General features: G+C 66.5%; 10 protein-coding genes. 6 read left to right on the plus strand and 4 right to left on the minus strand.

The window, feature by feature from the left end:
- Both EYS21_RS19330 and EYS21_RS19335 read right to left on the minus strand, forming a co-directional pair.
- Window positions 1-298, minus strand: a 298-nt coding sequence (locus EYS21_RS19330; RefSeq protein WP_131134871.1) for a hypothetical protein, incomplete at its 3' end; no start/stop codon positions are given.
- A 970-nt stretch (window positions 299-1,268) separates the two neighbouring features.
- Window positions 1,269-3,284, minus strand: a complete 2,016-nt coding sequence (locus EYS21_RS19335; RefSeq protein ID WP_131134872.1) for a beta-galactosidase — start codon at window positions 3,282-3,284, stop codon at window positions 1,269-1,271.
- 178 nt (window positions 3,285-3,462) lie between these two features.
- Between EYS21_RS19335 and EYS21_RS19340 the strand changes: the two genes are divergently transcribed.
- The 6 genes from EYS21_RS19340 to EYS21_RS19365 all read left to right on the plus strand — a co-directional run bounded on the left by EYS21_RS19340 (window position 3,463) and on the right by EYS21_RS19365 (window position 10,118).
- On the plus strand, window positions 3,463-4,755 hold the full coding sequence (locus EYS21_RS19340) for an ABC transporter substrate-binding protein (protein ID WP_131134873.1): 1,293 nt from the start codon (window positions 3,463-3,465) through the stop codon (window positions 4,753-4,755).
- 46 nt (window positions 4,756-4,801) lie between these two features.
- Entirely contained in the window at window positions 4,802-5,755 is a 954-nt protein-coding gene (locus EYS21_RS19345; protein WP_131134874.1) for a sugar ABC transporter permease, read from the plus strand.
- Complete coding sequence (locus EYS21_RS19350; protein ID WP_131134875.1) at window positions 5,752-6,669, plus strand: carbohydrate ABC transporter permease; 918 nt, start codon at window positions 5,752-5,754, stop codon at window positions 6,667-6,669. Before EYS21_RS19345 ends, EYS21_RS19350 begins: the two co-directional genes overlap by 4 nt.
- 19 nt (window positions 6,670-6,688) lie before the next feature.
- The gene (locus EYS21_RS19355) at window positions 6,689-7,390 is read left to right on the plus strand and encodes a Poxvirus protein I5 (protein ID WP_131134876.1); all 702 of its coding nucleotides are present in this window, start codon (window positions 6,689-6,691) and stop codon (window positions 7,388-7,390) included.
- Between the two features lie 58 nt (window positions 7,391-7,448).
- Window positions 7,449-8,708, plus strand: coding sequence for an MFS transporter (locus tag EYS21_RS19360; RefSeq protein WP_131134877.1), 1,260 nt, complete (start codon window positions 7,449-7,451; stop codon window positions 8,706-8,708).
- A 120-nt stretch (window positions 8,709-8,828) separates the two neighbouring features.
- On the plus strand, window positions 8,829-10,118 hold the full coding sequence (locus EYS21_RS19365) for an extracellular solute-binding protein (protein WP_131134878.1): 1,290 nt from the start codon (window positions 8,829-8,831) through the stop codon (window positions 10,116-10,118).
- Window positions 10,119-10,238: 120 nt separating this feature from the next.
- Here EYS21_RS19365 and EYS21_RS19370 read toward each other — a convergent pair whose 3' ends face one another.
- Together EYS21_RS19370 and EYS21_RS19375 are read right to left on the minus strand one after the other, a co-directional pair.
- Entirely contained in the window at window positions 10,239-13,616 is a 3,378-nt protein-coding gene (locus EYS21_RS19370) for a family 78 glycoside hydrolase catalytic domain (RefSeq protein WP_131134879.1), read from the minus strand.
- Complete coding sequence (locus EYS21_RS19375) at window positions 13,616-14,887, minus strand: Gfo/Idh/MocA family oxidoreductase (RefSeq protein ID WP_242633514.1); 1,272 nt, start codon at window positions 14,885-14,887, stop codon at window positions 13,616-13,618. The genes EYS21_RS19370 and EYS21_RS19375 overlap by 1 nt, the downstream gene beginning before the upstream one ends.
- Window positions 14,888-14,937 lie beyond the last annotated feature (50 nt).

Consider the following 14,937-nt stretch of genomic DNA (forward strand, 5'->3'; position numbering starts at 1 on the left):
CGGCCTCAATACTCACGGCCGGCGCGGCAGCTTCAACGAACCCGGCCGCTTCAACAGCACTAACGAGCCCGGCGGTTTCGGCAGCCTCAGCGAGCCCGGTGGCTTCGGCGGTGTCCTGCAGCCCGGCGGCCTCTGTGAACGGGGCAGCGCAGCGGATGCCCGGCCGTTCAGACCGGTCGGTCCGTGAACCGCCGCCGAAATCGCGGCCGCTGGAAGCGCCCCCAGCAGGGGAATCAGCGCGCGTGCGCAGGACGGCATGACCGCCGTGCCCCGTGCGCTGAACCCTAAGAGCTTCCATAGGAACACTCTTTCAAAGGGGTACGACAATTAAGCCGAGCACCGTTTCCGGGTCGAAGAACCAGCCGGCGGGGCGGGAAAAACAGGGGCGCAGCTGGCTGGGCGCCGCCATCGAACGTCAGGGTCTTGGAAGCGCCCCCAGCAGGCGAGCCAGCGCGCGTGCGTAGGCCGGAATGACCGCCGTGCCCTGCGCGCTGAACCCTAAGAGCTTCCATAGGAACACTCTTTCAGAGGGGTACGACAATTGAGCCCGGCACCGTTTCCGGGTCGACGAGCCAGCAGGCTGGAAGCGCCCCCAGCAGGGGAATCAGCGCGCGTGCGCAGGCCGGCGTGACCGCCGTGCCCCGTGCGCTGAACCCTAAGAGCCTCCATAGGAACACTCTTTCAAAGGGGTACGACAATTAAGCCCGGCACCGATTCCGAGCCCAGGAACCAGCCGGCGGGGCGGGAAAAACCGGAGCGCAGCTGGCCGGGCGCCGCCGCCGAAATCGCGGCTGCTGGAAGTGCCCCCAACAGGCGAGCCAGCGCGCGTGCGCAGGCCGGAATGACCGCCGTGCCCCGTGCGCTGAACCCTAAAAGCTTCCATGGGAACACTCTTCCAGAGGGGTACGACAATTAAGCCCGGCACCGTTTCGGGTCGACAGGCCAGCAGGTTGGAAGCGCCCCCAACAGGCGAATCAGCACGCGTGCGCAGCCCGGCTCTACCGCCGTATCCCGTGCCCTGAACCCTAAGAGCTTCCATAGGCACACTCTTCCAAAGGGGTACGACAATGAAGCCCGGCACCGTTTCCGCGCCCAAGAATCCGGCGGGCCAAGAACCAACGGTGGGCCGGGCGACTTACCCAAGTGCCGCCGTCGAACGCTCCATGCGGCTCAGCCCCGGAGCAAGCCCCCGAACACGCCCGGCGCGAGTCAGACGGAGATGGTCCCGGTCCCGGGCAAAACCGGAAGCCGGGACCATCAGGAAACCGTCAGTCCTCCGCGATCACCGCCACGGCCCCGGCCTCAACGGTGCCGCCGAAACGGTCGCCGGTCAGCAGGTCCGTTCCAGTGGCCTGAACGGAGGCCGACGAGCGCGAGTGGTTGATGGCGAAGAGGAACGAACTGCCGTCGGCGGCGCGGCGGCGCGTGAGCTCAACCCCTGAATCTGCCTCGGCAACACGAGCCACACCGGATTCTGCAAGCAGCCGGTCCACAACGGACTCTATGCCGTCGCGGTCAGGGAAAGTGGCCAGGTACCACGCCGCCCCGGAGCCAACGGCATGACGCGTCACCGAGGGCACACCCTCGAGTGGGTATTCGGTGAAGGTCTGCACCGCTTCGGCCCCTGCGAGATGGAGGTGCTCGCTCCAGATCGTCGAGACGCCGCCGTCGCTCAACTTCAGCTGTGTGCCGGCCAGCAGCGGGTGGAATTCCTCCACCCGGATGCCGAGCAGCCCACGGAAAGCGCCCGGGTAGCCGCCCAGCCGGATGTGGTCCTTCTCGTCGGTAATGCCGCTGAAGTAGGTGACCAGCACGGTGGCTCCGGCGTGTGCGGCGGCTGCGATGTTGGCAGAGGCCTGGTCGGTCACGGAGTACAAGGTGCACACCAGCACCAGGTCGTAGCCCTCCAGCGAGGCGGACGGATGGACGATATCCACGGAGATTCCGCGCAGGAACAGCGACCGGTGGAAGGCGCGCAGCACGTCGAGGTACTTCACGTCCTGGCTCGGCTTGGAATCGATCTCGCTGGCCCACCACGCCTCGTAATCGAACACGATGGCAGCCCTGGATTCCACGCGGGAGCCCCGGACCGGCGCGAGCCGTTTCAGCGCAGACCCCAGCTCCACCACCTCACGCCACACGCGGGTGTCCCGGCCGCCGTGCGGAACCATGGCGGAGTGGAACTTCTCCGACCCGGCAAAGCTCTGGCGCCACTGGAAAAACATCACTGCGTCAGCCCCGCGGGCCACATGGGCGAGGGAGTTTCGCAGCATTTCGCCGGGCATCTTGGGCTGGTTGCGCGGCTGCCAGTTGACGGCCGACGTCGAATGTTCCATCAGGATCCACGGGTCGCCGCCCGCAATTCCCCGGGTGAGGTCCGCGCTGAACGCGAGTTCGATCTGGCGCTCGGGATCTGCGGCCACCAGGTAATGATCGTTGGCGATGACGTCCAGGTCCTTGGCCCACTCGAAGTAGTCCATCGACTTGGTGGCGCTGGAGGCCATCAGGTTGGTGGTGCAGGGGACCCCGGGAGTGACTTCCCGCAGGACCGCCACCAGCTCGCGGTAGTAGTCCATCAGCGCCCACGAGTTGAACCGCTGGAAGTCCAGCTGCTGGCCCGGGTTGAGCGTGGAGGGGGCGACGGCGGGCGGCAGGATCTCCTCGAAGGAGCCGTAGCTCTGGGACCAGAAGGCCGTTCCCCACGCCGCGTTGAGGGCCTGGATGCTGCCGTAACGCCGTTCCAGCCAGACACGGAACGCTGCGGCGTCCTCCGGCCCGTAGAACTCGGAAATGTGGCAGCCGAGCTCGTTGTCCACGTGCCACAGTGCCAGCGCGGGGTGGTCCTTGTACCTTTCGGCGATGACCCTGGTGATCGCGGTTGCGTAGCGCCGGAAAACGGCCGACGACGGCGTGTAGTGCCGCCGTGAGCCCGGTCCCAGCACGGTCCCGTCAGCCGTGGTCGGCAGGATCTCGGGGTGCTTCCGGACCAGCCAGGCCGGGGGAGCGGCGGTGGCCGTAGCCAGGGCAACTTTGATCCCGTTCGCGGCGAGGTTATCCAGGACTTCGTCCAGCCAGCCGAAGTCGTATTCGCCTTCGGCCGGTTCAAGCAGGGCCCAGGAGAAGATTCCCACACTGAGGAAGGTGACGCCCGCTTCCTTCATCAGCTCCAGGTCGTCCAGACGGACGCTGGCGGGCCACTGCTCAGGGTTGTAGTCTCCGCCGTAGGCGATCCCTTGGACACCGTCCCAGACGCTCGCCGGGCCGGATTGTTCCTGCAAAGTCATGGGACTCCCTTGTCTGGTGGTTGGATAAAAACGTACATGAAAACTGATGTTTGGAAAACGCTTGCCCGCGGCGTGGAATGCCGCTATTGTATCGTTTCAGAAGGTGTGTAAGCCAGCTCACTGCTCGCGTTGTAGATAGCTGGGTATGGGCTTGCACCAAACGAGCAAGGAGGCTCTCATGATCAACAGAAGGCATTTCATCACCACCGTGGCTATCGGCACCGCATCTGCCGCTGCTTTGGCGGCCTGTGGGACAGGTTCCAGCACGACCGCCGGGGAGACGGGCTCCGCGGAGAAGCCGGTCACCATCAACTACACGTGGTGGGGCAACGACGACCGCGCGACGCGCACCCGCAAGGCCATCGAGCTCTTCGAATCCAAGAACCCTGACATCAAGGTCAACGGCAACTTCACCGACTTCGCCGGCTACTGGCAGAAGCGCGCCACGGAGGCTGCCGGCGGCGGGCTGCCGGACGTGATGCAGTGGGACCTGTCCTACCTTCGCGATTACGGCCAGCGCAACCAGCTCCTGGACCTCAGTACGGTCAAGATCAACACTGACGCCTTCGACAAGACCCTCCTTCCCTCGGGTCAGATCCGTGGCAAGACCTACGGCATCCCCACCAGCACCAATGCGTTCGCGGTGTACTACGATCCCGCGAAGCTCGCTTCCCTGGGCATCGCCGAGCCAGACGGCAGCTGGAACTACGAAGAGTTCAACAAGTTCCTGAGCGAGGTTGGAGCCAAGGGCAACGGCGCGCTCTTCGGCGGCACCGACTACACCGGTGTGTGGTGGATGTTCAATGTCTGGCTGCGGCAGAACAACATCGAGGCCTTCACCGAGGACGGCAAGCTGGGCTTCAGCAAGGACGATCTGAAGAAGTGGTGGAACCTCTCCGCCAAGCTTCGCGGCACCCCGGCCCTCATCTCTGAGGAACGGGCCACGCAGCTTGCCCCCAAGTCTCCGTTCGGTTCCAACGTGACTGCCACGGAGGTTACCTGGGATAACTTCATGGCCGGCTACCTGGCCGACAGCGGCGCCAAGGAACTCAAGCTTGTGCCGGTCCCCTCCGATGACAAGGACAACCTGGGGCTGTTCCTGAAGCCCTCCATGCTGATGGTGGCCAGCGCGAAGACCAAGTACAAGGATGCTGCTGCCCGGTTCATCGACTTTATGGTCAACGACCCCGAGGTCGGCCAGATCTTCAAGACCTCCCGCGGTGTTCCGGCTTCCCAGACCCAGCGCGACGGCACCACCTTCGAAGGCACCGACAAGCTGGTTGTGGATTACGAGAAGTCCATCGAGAAGTACCTCAAGGACGCCCCCGAGCCGCCCATCGTCGGCTTCGGCACGCTGGAAGCATCCTTCAAGCGCGTCAGCTCGGACATTAACTACGGCAAGGTCACCGTGGACGGCGCAGTGGATGCGTGGTTCAAGGAAGCCGAAGACCTCATCAAGCAGAACGCCTGAGCAGCGTATTGTCTGCCCTTGCGTTCCCTACTGACGGATTGAACTCGTGACTCAAAGCCCAACCCTGAGCAGGCGTTCGGCGTCGCCGTCCGCTCCCGCTCCGCGCAAGTCAAAGCGGAGCGGGGCGGATGCCCGCGCCGGCTATACGTTCCTGTTGCCCTGGCTGCTGGGATTCATCGTCCTGACCATAGGTCCGATGGTGTCCTCGCTGTACCTGTCCTTCACCAACTACAACCTGTTCGATCCGCCCAAGTGGATCGGGCTGGATAACTACACCACGATGTTCCAGGACGAGCGGTTCCTGCAGTCGGTGGGCGTGACCGTGGGCTATGTGGTCTTCGGTACCCCGCTGAAGCTCGCCGCGGCCCTGGCGGTGGCGATGCTGCTGAACAGTGCCCGCAAGGGCCAGGGCTTTTACCGGTCCGCGTTCTATGCCCCGTCCCTGATCGGCGCGTCCGTCTCGATCGCGATCGTGTGGAAGGCGATGTTCGGCGATTCCGGTCCGGTGGACCAGGGCCTGTCCTTCTTCGGGATCAACCTCGGCGGCTGGGTGGGCAACCCCTCGATGACCATGCCGATGTTCATCCTGCTGACCGTCTGGCAGTTCGGCGCCCCGATGGTGATCTTCCTCGCCGGCCTCAAGCAGATCCCCGCCGACCTCTACGAAGCAGCCTCGATGGACGGTGCCGGCCCGGTACGGAAGTTCTTCAACATCACCTGGCCCATGCTTTCCCCGGTGGTCTTCTTCAACCTGCTGATGGAAACCATCCACGCGTTCCAGATCTTCAGCTCGGCCTACATCATTTCCAACGGTGAAGGCGGCCCCGCCGGTTCCACCCTCTTCTACACCCTCTACCTGTATCTGCGCGGTTTCTCCGATTTCCGGATGGGCTACGCCTCGGCGATGGCCTGGCTGCTCCTGATCGTGGTCGGCATCATCACGCTGATCATCTTCCGCACGTCCAAGGGCTGGGTCCACTACAGCGGTGATGCAAAATGACAACCATGGCAACTCCCACCCAGTCCGCCCCTGACGCCGATGCGCAGGTCTATAACCCGAAGTCCGAATCGGTCACGGCCAAACGGGTCAAGAGCGGTATCTTCCACGCCGTGGCCCTGGCGCTGACGGCCGTGGTCCTGTACCCCGCGGTATGGATGATCGCCTCGTCCTTCAAGCCGAACGCCGAAATCGGCGGCGCGAACACCTCGCTCTGGTCCAATAACTTCAGCTTCGATAACTTCGCCACGGCGATGGAGGGGATCGGCGGGGTCTCCACCCTGCAGTTCTTCACCAACTCCCTGATCCTGGCCATCGGCGCCGTGGTAGGGACCATCCTCTCCGCCAGTGTTTCGGCCTACGCGTTCGCGAGGATCAAGTTCCCCGGCCGCAGCATCTTCTTCGGCATGATGATCGCCACCCTGCTGCTGCCCTTCCACGTGGTCATCATCCCGCAGTACATCATCTTCAACCAGCTCGGCCTCGTGGACACATACATCCCGCTGCTGATCGGCAAGTTCCTCGCCGCCGACGCGTTCTTCGTGTTCCTCATGGTCCAGTTCATGCGCAACCTCCCGGCAGAACTGGACGAAGCAGCACGCATCGACGGCGCCGGGCACGTCCGGATCTTCACCTCCATCATGCTCCCGCTGATGAAACCGGCCCTGATCTCCACCTCGATCTTCTCCTTCATCTGGAGCTGGAACGACTTCCTCGGCCCCCTGCTCTACCTGAACACCCCGGAAAAGTACCCGCTGCCCCTGGCGCTGCGGCTCTTCGTGGACCAGACCCAGTCCTCGGACTACGGAGCCATGATCGCCATGTCCGTCCTGGCACTGCTCCCGGTCCTGATCTTCTTCCTCGTCTTCCAGCGCTACATCGTCGAAGGCGTCTCCACCCAGGGCCTCAAGGGCTGACGGAAGAACACAACAGAAAATGAGCACGATGGACAGCACCACACCCGCATCCGGCCGCGATGAACCGATCCCGGTCAACCGTTTCGCACTGTTTTCCGAGACCCTGCTGGCCGGGCTGCTGGTGCTGGTGCTGTCCATTCCGCTTGTCACCATCCCTGCCGCCTACGCAGCCGGCATCGCGCACCTCGAACGCCATCTCTCCGGGCGGGACGATTCCCTCCGTGCCCTCTGGGGCACCTTCAAGGCTGCCCTGCCCGGCAGCTGGAAGCTGGGATTCACGACGGCGGCGGCCGCCGTCGTAATCGTCCTGAACCTGCTGCTCGCAACAGTCGGGCAGCTGCCCGGCAGCGCGGTGGTCCTCCCGGCCACCCTCGTCCTGGCAGCGGCCGGCGCCGTCCTGCTCCTGCGCACCACCGCCGCCTGGTCCGACGTCGCCGGACCTTCTGCCGACGCCGACCGGCAGACGTCCGGTTCAGCACCCGGCGCCGTTCCGCCGTCGGCCTCTTCGAAGTCGGCCGCGTGGTCCTCTGCCCTCGCAACCGGCAAGGCACTGACACTTCGGGACTGGACCGGATCCCTTCTCCTGGTTACGGCGCTGTTCGCCGCCGTCGTCTTCGTCTGGATGCTCGTTGCGCTGTTTGTGGTGGTGCCCGGCATGCTGATCCTGGCCGCCGCGTCGGTCAAGATGCGCTCCAACCGTGGCTGGCAGTTCAACGCCTAGACATTCCCTGCATTCCCACTCTTCTGCATTTTGACGTTACTACCGAGTTGAGCCCGACGTGTCTTCCGACCGCCCCCAGTCCGCAGAGTCCCTCCACACCCCCAAAGGCCCGGTCCGCTGGTACTACCCGCTGACGCAGCACAACTACCGCCTGTACATGGGAATGACCTTGGCGGGCAGTATGGGCGTCTGGATGCAGCGCCTCGCCCAGGACTGGCTGGTGCTCCAGCTGACCGGCAGTCCGGCCGCAGTCGGCGTCGCGGTGGCCCTGCAGTTCCTCCCCATGCTGATCGTGGGACCGCTCAGTGGCCTGCTGGTGGACATCTTCCCCAAGCGCAGCGTCATGATGGTCTGCCAGTCCGTGATCGTCCTCCTCGCCCTGGGCCTCGCGGCGTGGGACGCCACCGGCGGGATTACCGTGTGGATTGTCTACGGCAGCTGCATCGCCCTGGGGATTACTTCGGCGATTGACGGCCCCGCCCGCCAGGTCTTCGTTAATGAAGTGGTGGGCGACGCCGGTCTCCGGCCGGCCATCGGCCTCAACAACGCCATCGGCCAGCTCGGCGCCATGGCCGGGCCTGCCTTGGGCGGAGTGGTCATCGCCCACGCCGGCTCCGCGGCCGCCTTCGCGTCCAACGCCTTTCTTGGCATGCTGGTGCTGGGCATGATCGCCGGCATCCGGCCCGCGCTCCTGCACGCGAATGCCCCGGCTGTCCGGGGCCGTGGCCAGCTCCTGGCCGGGTTCCGGTTTGTGCGGGACCGGCCGCGGCTGCTCCTGGTGATTGCCCTCGCCGGCCTGCTGGGGGCGTTCGGCATGAACGGCCCCGTGGTGCTGGCGGCGTTCGCCGAACGCGTCTGGCATAACGGCGTGGCCGGATTTGGCATGTTCAACACGGTCAGCGCCGTCGGTGCCCTGGCCGGTGCCCTGCTGGCTGCGCGTCTTCGGACACTTGGCAGAAAGGGAATCGTAGCCGCGGCGGGCCTTTTTGGCCTCGCCCAGCTCGTGGCGGCGCTGATGCCGAACCTGCTCTCATTTACCGTGATGCTGGTGGTGGTGGGGCTGATGACACTGCTCTTCCTGACCAGTGCGGCCACCGCCGTCCAGCTGGAGGCCGGGCCGGAAGTCCGTGGCAGGGTCATGGCGCTGTACCTGCCGTTGCTTCTCGGCGGGCACGCCCTGGGCGGCCTGCTGGCAGGCTGGCTCACTGAACAGTTCGGCGTCCGGACCGGGCTGGTGGTTACCGGTGCCCTGGGCATGCTCTCGGCGCTGGTCATCGGCTTCCTGTTGTGGAGGAACTCACGGCGCCACGCCGGCTGACCGCTCCTGTGAATAAAAGTAAGTTTGTGTGCGTTGTTGACGTGTGCGGTGGCTCACACCTAAGGTATGAGAAAGCGGTTTCTTGATGGCCGTTTCCACTGTGAGACTAAAGGACAACGAATGCTTTTTAGCGCCCGAAAATCCACCATCCCCAAAACAGCGGCTGTCTTAGCAATCCTCGCCATGGCCCTGACCGGCTGTGGCGGAGGATCGCCTTCCGCCTCCGACGGGCCCGTCACCCTGCGTTTCAGCTGGTGGGGCTCCGACGTGCGGCACAAGATGACGCAGCACCTGATCGAGGCCTTCGAAGCTGAGAATCCCAACATCAAGATCGAGGGGGAATACGGCGACTGGTCCGGTTACTGGGACAAGCTGGCCACCCAGGTCGCGTCCCAGGACGCCCCGGATGTCATCCAGATGGATGCTGCCTACCTGGGCGAGTACGCCGGGCGGGGCGCGCTGCTGGAGCTGAAGGACGTGAACCTTTCCAAGTTCGAGCAGGCCGTGGCCGACGCCGGCAAAGTCGAGGGCGAACAGTTTGCCGTCACCGGCGGCATCAACGCCCAGGTGGTGCTCGCCAACCCGGCCCTGGTGGCGGCAAGCGGGGTCAGCATCCCGGATGACTCCACCTGGACCTGGGAGGACTACAACAAGACGGCGGCCGCCATCACGGCGGCCAGCGCCAACGGCGTGTACGGTACCGGCGCAGTCACCGGCGACGCCGCCACCAACCTCTGGCTGCGGCAGCACGGCAAAAAGCTTTTCACCGATGACGGAAAGCTTGGCTTTGACGAGAACGACCTGAAGGGCTGGTATGAGTACCAGGCGGACATGCGGGACTCCAAAGCTGCGCCCCCGGCGTCCGTGACCACCGAGGATGCCACCGCCTCCGTAGACCAGCAGGGACTCTCCACCAACCGCTATGCCATGGCCTGGTACTGGTCCAACCAGCTCGGCGCCCTCAGCAAGGCCTCCGGCCAGACGCTGGAAATCCTCCGGCCACCGAGCACTGACGGCAGCGCGGCTGACGCAGAGCAGTACTACAAGTCCTCCATGTTCTGGTCAGCCAGTTCCCGCACGAAGCACCCGGCCGAAGCGCAGAAGTTTATCGACTTCCTTGCCAACAATGTAGAGGCCGGAAAAATCGGTCTGGCAGACCGTGGAATCCCGGGCAACTCCGAGGTCCGCGCAGCCATTGCGGACAAGCTGAGCCCGGCCGACGCCGCGACGGCGAAGTTCATTGACGAAATCGCCGACGAACTGGGCGACGCCGTTCCGGTCCCGCCGGCGGGCTCCAGCGCAGTGGTGGAAGTGATCGGACGCTATGCCCTTGAGATCCACTTCGACCGCATGTCCCCGGCCGAGGCCGCCAAGAAGGCCATGGAAGAGGCAAAGAGCGCGCTGCTCTAGGAACGGCTTCGAACTAAGAATAGCTTTGGTGCCCCCACCCCAACTAGGTCGCAGTAAGTGTCGTTATGGAGCCTCATAACGACACTTAGTGCTACCTACTTGGGGGACTGGGCGTCTCTCTCAGGATTCGTCGGACGGTGTGAAGGTCCAGGTTCCTGCGTGGATCCTGAAGTCGTGTGAACGCACGACGGCGGGTCCCGCCGTCGGCCCTTGGATTCCGTAGGTGCCGGCGGGCATCCGGACCGTTGCGGTGACGCCGGCCGGAACCGTGCATTCCAACTGCGTCCCCGCGGCCGTCCGCCGCCAGCTGACCGCTACGGTGCCGTTGGGCAGCGGCACATGGCCCTTGGCGTGTTCGAGCCGGCAGGCCGGCGGCTCGATCAGCAGTTCGCTGCCTCCGGGAACCGTCACGCGCACGCCGAGGAGGGACTCCAGGATTTCCTTCACGACGGAGGCCGACCAGGCGTGCGACTGGCTGTAGTCGGTGCCTTCTTCCAGTTCCCAGGCTTCCCACGTGAAGCTGGCGCCGGCCTCGAGGAGCCGCGCCCAGCCCGGCTGCTCCGCCGACGTGAGCAGGTCCAGGACGGCGTCCGTCAGGCCCTCGGCCAGCAGCGCGCGGACCAGCCGGTGCACGGTCATGGGTCCCTGCCGCATGCCCTGCCCGGCGATCCGCTCAGCATCAGCCGCCGCGTACGCCGGATCGGTGATGCCGAGGGACAGCGGGAAGGAGGTGGCGTGCTGGGACGCGTGGGTGCTGGGTGTCCCGTCTGGGTGCAGGCCGTCCACCATCACGCCGCCCACCCGCAGGCGAGTGCGGATGGTTTCCGCGAGTGCCCCGGCATGGCCGGCATACCGGACTGCCGCGTCCTCCTGCCCGGCGAGGCTGCACAGCCGGGCCGTGGAGATCAGGGCCGAGTAGGCCTGGGCGTTGACGGTGGTTTTGGCCGCGCAGTCCATGTCGTAGCCGAACCGGCCGGGGGCCGGCCAGTCCACGATGCCGTGCAGGTAGGGGCCGGAGCCGCCGCCGAGTTCGGTGACCAGTCCCGCCGTCGGGCCGTCCGTGGCGAGGTAGCGCAGCGCGTAGTCCGCTGTGTCGTGGAGGTGCGGGAGCAGTTCCCTGATCAGGGCGAGGTCCCCGGTCCGGAGGTGGTATTCCTCGGCCCACTCCGGCATCATGAGCGAAAAATCGGGGATGTCCCTTTTCCCGTCGCCGTTGGGGTAGACCGCGTTGTAGCGGCCGCGGCCCTCGCCGGTGGTCCAGTAGCGGCTGGCCGACCAGCAGAACTCCCGCAGCGCCTGCGCCGTGTAGGCGTGCTCGCCGAACAGCGCCATCGTGGCGTAGGAGATGTTGACGGCGTCGGCCAGGAACTGGCCTTTCTCCCGGGTGGGCGTGTCAACGAACTGCTCCTGGATGCCGTACAGCGCGGAATCGCGCAGGAGCCCGAACACCGCGTCCAGGGTGGGGTCGGAGCTGCTGAAACTCCCCTCGTCCGGGTGCCTGCCGTGCACGACGACGGCACCCACCCGGGACAGGTCCGACGCCTCCACGCCGGGCAGCTCCAGGTAGCGGAAGCCGAGGTGCACGGTGGCGCGAAACTGCTGGGGGCCTTCCGCCTGGGTGTAGGGGAAGGACATGTCGGTGTTCTGGCTGGCCGTTTTGCCCCGGTCCACCCGGCCGTCCGCATCCAGGGTGTAGCCGGCCCGGATCATCAGGGCACGTCCGGCCACGCCGGTGCGGAAGTCCACTTCCGGGCGGGCCGGGATGACCTTGCCGAAGTCCGCCACGAGCGTGCCGTCGGCTGCCGTCTGGAAGGACTGCGGGGCAACAAAGGTCTCGGACAGGGAAGTGCGCCGGGGGTGCAGGGCCGGGAACTCAGGGACGGGGTGGGTGCCGTAGCTCAGGGCGGGCGGCATGTCCTGGCCAGCGTCGAGGGCTGCCGCGGCCTGACCGTCGAGGTGCTCCACGGGGTCGCCCTCGTCGTTCCGGTAGCCGGCCTGCCGGTACGGGGCTTCGGCGGCCGTCCAGCCGGGACCGGAGCCGAAGACCTCGCGGCGGCCGTCCGTGTAGTCCACGCTGAGCCGGACCAGCAGTCCTGGGACGCTGGCGGCCCTGCCCTGGCCGGGGCCGTACCAGTGCAGCAGTGCGGTCAGGGGAACCTGGACCGGTTCGTCCAGCTGCGCAGGATGTCCGTGCCGACCCGGTTGCTTCGGCTCCTCCGGTGAGTGCGCGGCGAGCAACGCGGTGACGTCGGCGGCGTCGTAATATCCCTCGCCGGGGTAGCCGAAGGAGGTGGTGCTGAGGCAGGCTGTGCCGTCCAGGGCGAGCTGCGCGTAATGGCTTGCCGCGGCGAAAAGCCGGGCCCGGGCAACGGTGCCGGTGAGCATGACGGTGGTGCGGAAGAGCGTCCATTCGTCGGGCTGCCGGTGCGCGGTGGTGCCGGCCCAATGGCCGAGGAACGCGCGGGCCTCTTCCGGGCCCTCGCTGAACCGGTGGTCCAGCAACACGGCGTCTGCAGGAACAGCGTCGCCAGGTACAGCGCCGGCAGGTACGGCGGCGCCGGCGGGAGCTGCGCCGGTGATCCGCAGCGAGGCGTACTCGGCCTGGCTGCGCGGACCCTGGTGCAGGGCGAGGTGACCCTCGAACCCGGCGGGGAGCGGCTCGGCCACGGTGAGCAGCTCAACGCCGTCGAGGGCAACGGTGATGGTGGTGCCGTCGTCGGATACGCCCAGGTCCTGCCAGGTGCCGGGGACCAGGTCATTGCCGGGGAGCCGCTGCTGGCTGGCTACTGCGTTGCGGTCAAGCTGGGCACTGGCCAGGACCTCGGTCTCCGGAGTGGCGGCGGCGGGGATGTCCCAGACAGGGGCGCGGCGGAGCACCACGTTGCCCGCCGTATTGAGTTCCAGCAGCAGTCCGGTGCCCGGGCCGCTGCTGCGGAGGAGCAGGCCGGCCCAGCCCATGACCGGCCGGAGGCGGGCGTTCAGCGTGAAACGGCGTACAGGCGGGCAGGGCACGGGCAGGAACGGCGAACCGGCGACACGAAGGGCGCCCTCGAGGACGTCCAGCGGAGCCCGGCCGCCCGGCGCCCGGTGGATCCAGTCGGCACCCCACCCGGTGTCCGGAAGTCCGGTGCTGAACGGCTCGGCCTCGGACCAGGGGCCGGGGAACCCTCCGGCGTCACTGACCCGGACCCGCCAGCTGTAGCCTGCATCCCCGGTCAGCTCCGGACCGTCGTAAGGAATCCCGGACTGCACCGGGGACGGAACGGGCCCGGAGTACCAGACCTCAGCCCCGTCCGAATCCTCGACGGCGATTTCGTAGCCGGTCTGCATCGCCGCTGCCGGATCGGCGCCATCCGGCAGGCCCAGGCGCCAGCCGAACACTGGACGCAGCGACGCCGTGAGGCACGGGGCCAGGCCTTCAGTCAGCAGGCCGGCAGCCTGCAGTTCGCCCTGACGGGTCTGCGTGCGGGTGGCTTCCTGGGTGGGGGAGACGCCCATCAGGAAGCAGATCCGTGAGCCTGCAGGGCCCAGGGGAGTCCGAGTTCCCTGAACGTGGCGTGCTCCCGGGTGGCGCGGTCCAAAGCATCTTCGATCCCGACGACGACGGCGTGGGCGGACTCGCCGTCACCCTCCCACTGCACGTAGTCGCCGTCGATCAGGGCCGGCAGCGGTGCGGTGCGGATGGCTTCGAGCACCAGCATGAAGGCGCCGCTGTCCAGGAGCGGGCTGATGAGTGTCTTGCCTTCGCGGCGGTGGGCGAGCAGGTTCTCCGTGAGGTCGTCCCGGCCGAGGACCTGCTCGGTCTGCCCGGCGAGGGTGGTCACGGTGAGGCGGTCCTCGGTGTAATGGAACACGGCCTCGCCCAGGGACCCCTGCAGTGTCACGTAGGGTTCCACGGATTCGGTGGCGCAGATGGTGAGCGCGCAGGTGACGGGAAGTCCGGTTGCGGTGCGGATCCGGATGACGGAGGTGTCGTCGGACTCGATGTCGTTGGCCCGGTAGAGATCGGTTTCCACCGAGGCGACATCGTCGATGGTCCGGGCTCCGGCGATGCGCAGCGCGGTAGCCACGGCGTGGGCCAGGGGATTGGTGGCGACGCCGTCCACCACGTCGACGCCGTCGATGCTCCGCTTCCCGGCCCAGCGGGAGCGCTTGTAGTAAGCCCTGTCGCGGACCCAGCGGCCGGTGGCTGAGATGCCCTGCAGCGTACCGATGGTGCCGCTGGCCAGCAGTTCCTCGATGGCGGCAAGCGCGTGCGACCCCAGGCTCTGGAAACCGATCTGCACGCTCCGTCCCGATGCCTCGGCGGCCTCGCACAAGGTGTTGAAGTCCGCAAGGGACGCCACAGGCGGCTTCTCCAGATACAGGTCAGCGTTGGTGGTGAGGGCGGCGAGCCCCAACGGGGCGTGGGTCTGGATGGGCGTGGCCACAATGATCAGTTCCAGATCCTGGGTTGCTGCCAGGAGTTCGGGAAGCCCCGGGAATACAGCGGCCGTGTCCGGTACGGCGCCTGGTGCCGGCGGCTGGGGATCGGCCACCGCAACAAGTTCGACGACGCCGGCAGCCTGCAGCCGTTCGAGGTTGTGCAGGTGGTGCGTACCAAAGCCGTGGACGCCTACCAGCGCCACGCGCGCCGGGCCGGTTTGCTGCTGCGGGTGTGCCGGGGCGGCTGCAGCGGCCGGGGCGGGTGCCGCCGCCGGGACTTCGGATTGGCCCTGGTCAGCGTTCCGGGACTGTGACTCGGCGGCGGTGCCGGCTGGCGTTCCCAATGGATCTCCGTTTCTGCCCGCAGGCACAAAAGCTTGGCCCCGGCGGCGGC

The sequence above is a fragment of the Arthrobacter sp. S39 genome (assembly GCF_004320525.1).
Classification (GTDB): domain Bacteria; phylum Actinomycetota; class Actinomycetes; order Actinomycetales; family Micrococcaceae; genus Arthrobacter.

Coding starts and splice junctions, on each gene's coding strand:
- EYS21_RS19355 (WP_131134876.1), top strand. CDS start 6,689: ATGAGCACGATGGACAGCACCACACCCGCATCCGGCCGCGATGAACCG.
- EYS21_RS19335 (WP_131134872.1), bottom strand. CDS start 3,284: ATGACTTTGCAGGAACAATCCGGCCCGGCGAGCGTCTGGGACGGTGTC.
- EYS21_RS19365 (WP_131134878.1), top strand. CDS start 8,829: ATGCTTTTTAGCGCCCGAAAATCCACCATCCCCAAAACAGCGGCTGTC.
- EYS21_RS19340 (WP_131134873.1), top strand. CDS start 3,463: ATGATCAACAGAAGGCATTTCATCACCACCGTGGCTATCGGCACCGCA.
- EYS21_RS19350 (WP_131134875.1), top strand. CDS start 5,752: ATGACAACCATGGCAACTCCCACCCAGTCCGCCCCTGACGCCGATGCG.
- EYS21_RS19370 (WP_131134879.1), bottom strand. CDS start 13,616: ATGGGCGTCTCCCCCACCCAGGAAGCCACCCGCACGCAGACCCGTCAG.